Raw genomic sequence first — 3072 nt, 5'->3', positions numbered from 1 at the left:
AAGCGGAAACGCCTAGTTAAGCTTGGTTTTGTTATAGTTAGAGCCCGTGCTAGGCGTTTCCGCTTATCACCAGTGTTATGTTTCAAGGAAGTTTTAATGGAGTTCACTAAATGGAAATCGCTTCGCTTAATCTGGTTTCCGTGGTTTCTTTTCCATCTTTATGTCTATGCAAAGTACTCATTCATCGTTGATTCGCCAGATTCGTTACAGTTTATTCGAAGTTCAATTACGACACTTGTACTAGTTGGTTGTTTATTTTACTCGGTAGGGTTTAAGTGTTTTACCAGATTGTTCTGGCAATCTGTGTTCGTAATCGCAGTAATTGACGAACTGTTCGGGATTTACGAGTTAGATGAATTCAGTGTATTGAACTACCTAATCATATCTACCTTTTATTTGGTTCTTGCACTGTATGCATTCAAAAATAGAACAATTTGGTGGCAGTCTCAGGCAAATGAAACATAACAACCCAATCAACACACTCACTCCGTTCGCTGGGACGCATACACGCGGGGCGGCTTCGCCATTATGCCCCACATGTCTGCGCCCGTTATTGGAAAGTTAGGTTTCATTAGTAATTATGTTTGAACCAGATTATTCAAGTTACTCCAAGGAAGAACTCCTAGATGCCTTGAATTCAATAGATAGGAAGAGTTATCCCGAAAGAGTTTCAGAAATTGAGAAACAACTGGAAATCAGGGACAAGAGCACTAAGCTTCAGGTAAATGAAAATGAAAATGAACCAGAGATCAAAAAAGAGACTAGTTTACTATCTCAACCGCTCGATTTGTTTGGCAGGATTTTCTACTCGATTATTGGGGCTCTCGCACTATCTCTCTTTTTAAAAGAGGTAACAACCGGCGTAGTATCTGGCAGAACTGCAAATATTTCCGCAGATGACAGCCCCGTCTCATTTTGGATTGCGGTAACACTTGGCTTAATAATTTCTTTGTCTGCTTTTGCAAAAGCAATCTTTTCACCATCGAAGGGTAAAGATGAAACCTAACAAAACACTAAAGGCGCTCGCGCTGCTCGCTGGGACGCTAACACATGGGCTGCGCCGCTTCGCTCCTAATTTTAGCCCATGTGTTATCGCCCCTTAGTGGGGTGTTATGTACTTTGTCTCATAAAATGAAACTAATAGAAGTAATTGAAAAAATTGACGACCTTAATGACGAAGCAACGATCTGGGTAAAAGTCGATGAGGAATTAAATACAAGTACTAGAGCTGTTGTTGCAGCAGAAGATGAGTCCGGTTTAAATCCCATTTTTTGTGGCGTCAAATATAGTTACCTTCTGGAAGTATTCATCGCCAAGGAAATTATTGAAACAATACCAGAAGCGACGACTTCACAAAAAGTAGATAGGATTATTAAGTACGCTATTGACGATGCTTAACACCAAACGAAACGAGGTTGTTTTATGCACGTACATAACAACTCAATAAACTCACTCACTTCGTTCGCTGGGACGCATACACGCGGGGCGGCTTCGCCATTATGCCCCACGTGCCTGCGCCCGTTATTGAAAAGTTAGGCGCCATTTACTTACAGCATTAAAAAGTGGGTTCAACCGTGACATTCCTGCATCAAGGTTGTTTCGCTAGGTTGTCTTTACAGCTTACTTTTTCGGTAGTTTCAAATGCTTTGGCAACGTGCTTTTCATCAATACCGCAACGCCAACATTCAACACTACAAGTTGTCTAAACTCGCTCTTTTATCCAGCAATGTCGTTAACATCTGGCATTTCGCACAGGGTTGTTTTATCTTAAATTCAATAATTTAAACATGCGGCCTATTTGGCTAGTGGTGGCAGCAAAGCTGCGTACGTTCCTTTGTACGCCTAACAAAACGCTGTTGGCACTCCCTTCGGTCGCTGGGACGCTAACACGTGGGCTGACTCACTTCGTTCGGATTTTAGCCCACGGGCTAGCGCCCCAAAGCTTAGCGTTAGCAGCCAAGCGAAACTGGAGACAAAAGTGAAGTTCCAAGAGAAGTATAAGTTGTGGATTGAAGATTTTTCTTGTTTCAGGTTTCATCACAAAGTTGGAGGGAATTTACTCTTTTTCTTGGCAAACATGGGGATCTGGAACTTACTAGCACAAATTTCAAGTGAAAAGTATTTTTCTAACTTTACTGTTCAATTAGTAATGTCTTTGGTTTTTACTGCAGCTTTTTATGTGCGGAAAAACCCTAAAGAGCAATAAAGAATAAAATAGGCTGCATGCGCTTGTAATTGCAGTGTATGCAACTACCAATCAATTTAAAAATTAGTCTATTGGTTTACTAAAAAAATTCAACTCAATCAAAAGGCTGCTAACAAGGCGCTTAATCGGACAAATTTTGCTGTGTCGCTTTTTGCTAAACCGCTTCGCGGGCAAAAATCAACCCAGCAAAATTTGCCCATTAGCTTAGCGTTATACATCCTAGGGAGAGTGGCGTGCTAATTCGAGCGATTAATAGTCAAAGAAGATTAAAACCTTACTTTTACTCGCACTCAGCAAAAGTTGGCGGCGTTGGTTGCTTATTTGGATTTGCAGTTGCGTACCCGTTATTCTTTGTCATTGCTTCAAGTTTTGGTGTCGAGTCAGATATACCAATCCGCAGCTATGATCGTGATACAGTATTTGTAGTGTTCACATTATGCTTCTTAATACTATGTTTATCGCTATACACATTCTGCGCTTTATTTGCCTTCGTTTACTATGGCATTAAATGCAAAAAAGGATATATCGACAGACAAGAACTTATTAATATCGTATTCAAAGGAACCTATCCAAAACGATGGCAACGTGGGCTTTAGTTCGGATGTATAACAAACCACTCAAGGCACTCGCTTCGCTCGCTGGGACGCTAACACATGGGCTACGTCACTTCGTTCCTAATTTTAGCCCATGTATTATCGCCCCTTAGTGGGAAGTTAAACCCTTATTCAGCATCAAGTCTCTTTAATGCTTTTTTGTAAGCCTCATTTCTTTCGCGTTTTCCCACTGCTAGCACTGTAACTACTACTACGTCATCAAGTACCTGATACACCAACCTATATCCTGATTGACGTAATTTTATTTTATAA

General features: G+C 40.8%; 5 protein-coding genes. 4 read left to right on the top strand and 1 reads right to left on the bottom strand.

The features are described from left to right. Nucleotides 1–96 precede the first annotated feature (96 nt). The 4 genes from JV36_RS19755 (at nt 97) to JV36_RS0104760 (ending at nt 2206) form a co-directional block, all read left to right on the top strand. Entirely contained in the window at nt 97–465 is a 369-nt protein-coding gene (locus tag JV36_RS19755; RefSeq protein WP_032096965.1) for a hypothetical protein, read from the top strand. Nucleotides 466–580: 115 nt separating this feature from the next. Continuing rightward, nucleotides 581–1006 (top strand): hypothetical protein, encoded by a 426-nt coding sequence (locus JV36_RS0104770; protein WP_032096966.1) that lies wholly within the window; start codon nt 581–583, stop codon nt 1004–1006. Nucleotides 1007–1119: 113 nt separating this feature from the next. After that, nucleotides 1120–1398 (top strand): hypothetical protein, encoded by a 279-nt coding sequence (locus JV36_RS0104765; protein ID WP_152561589.1) that lies wholly within the window; start codon nt 1120–1122, stop codon nt 1396–1398. A gap of 580 nt (nt 1399–1978) precedes the next feature. Continuing rightward, on the top strand, nt 1979–2206 hold the full coding sequence (locus JV36_RS0104760; RefSeq protein WP_032096967.1) for a hypothetical protein: 228 nt from the start codon (nt 1979–1981) through the stop codon (nt 2204–2206). 721 nt (nt 2207–2927) lie between these two features. On the opposite strand, the gene JV36_RS0104750 is transcribed toward JV36_RS0104760, so the two are convergent. Further along, the coding region (locus JV36_RS0104750; protein ID WP_032094845.1) for a type II toxin-antitoxin system RelE/ParE family toxin at nt 2928–3072 on the bottom strand (145 nt) is incomplete at its 5' end.

It is taken from the genome of Alteromonas sp. LOR, assembly GCF_000753865.1.
In the GTDB taxonomy this organism is placed as follows: Bacteria; Pseudomonadota; Gammaproteobacteria; order Enterobacterales; family Alteromonadaceae; genus Alteromonas.
This window is presented reverse-complemented; position numbering and strand designations above follow the sequence as displayed.

Coding starts and splice junctions, on each gene's coding strand:
- JV36_RS0104770 (WP_032096966.1), top strand. CDS start 581: ATGTTTGAACCAGATTATTCAAGTTACTCCAAGGAAGAACTCCTAGAT.
- JV36_RS19755 (WP_032096965.1), top strand. CDS start 97: ATGGAGTTCACTAAATGGAAATCGCTTCGCTTAATCTGGTTTCCGTGG.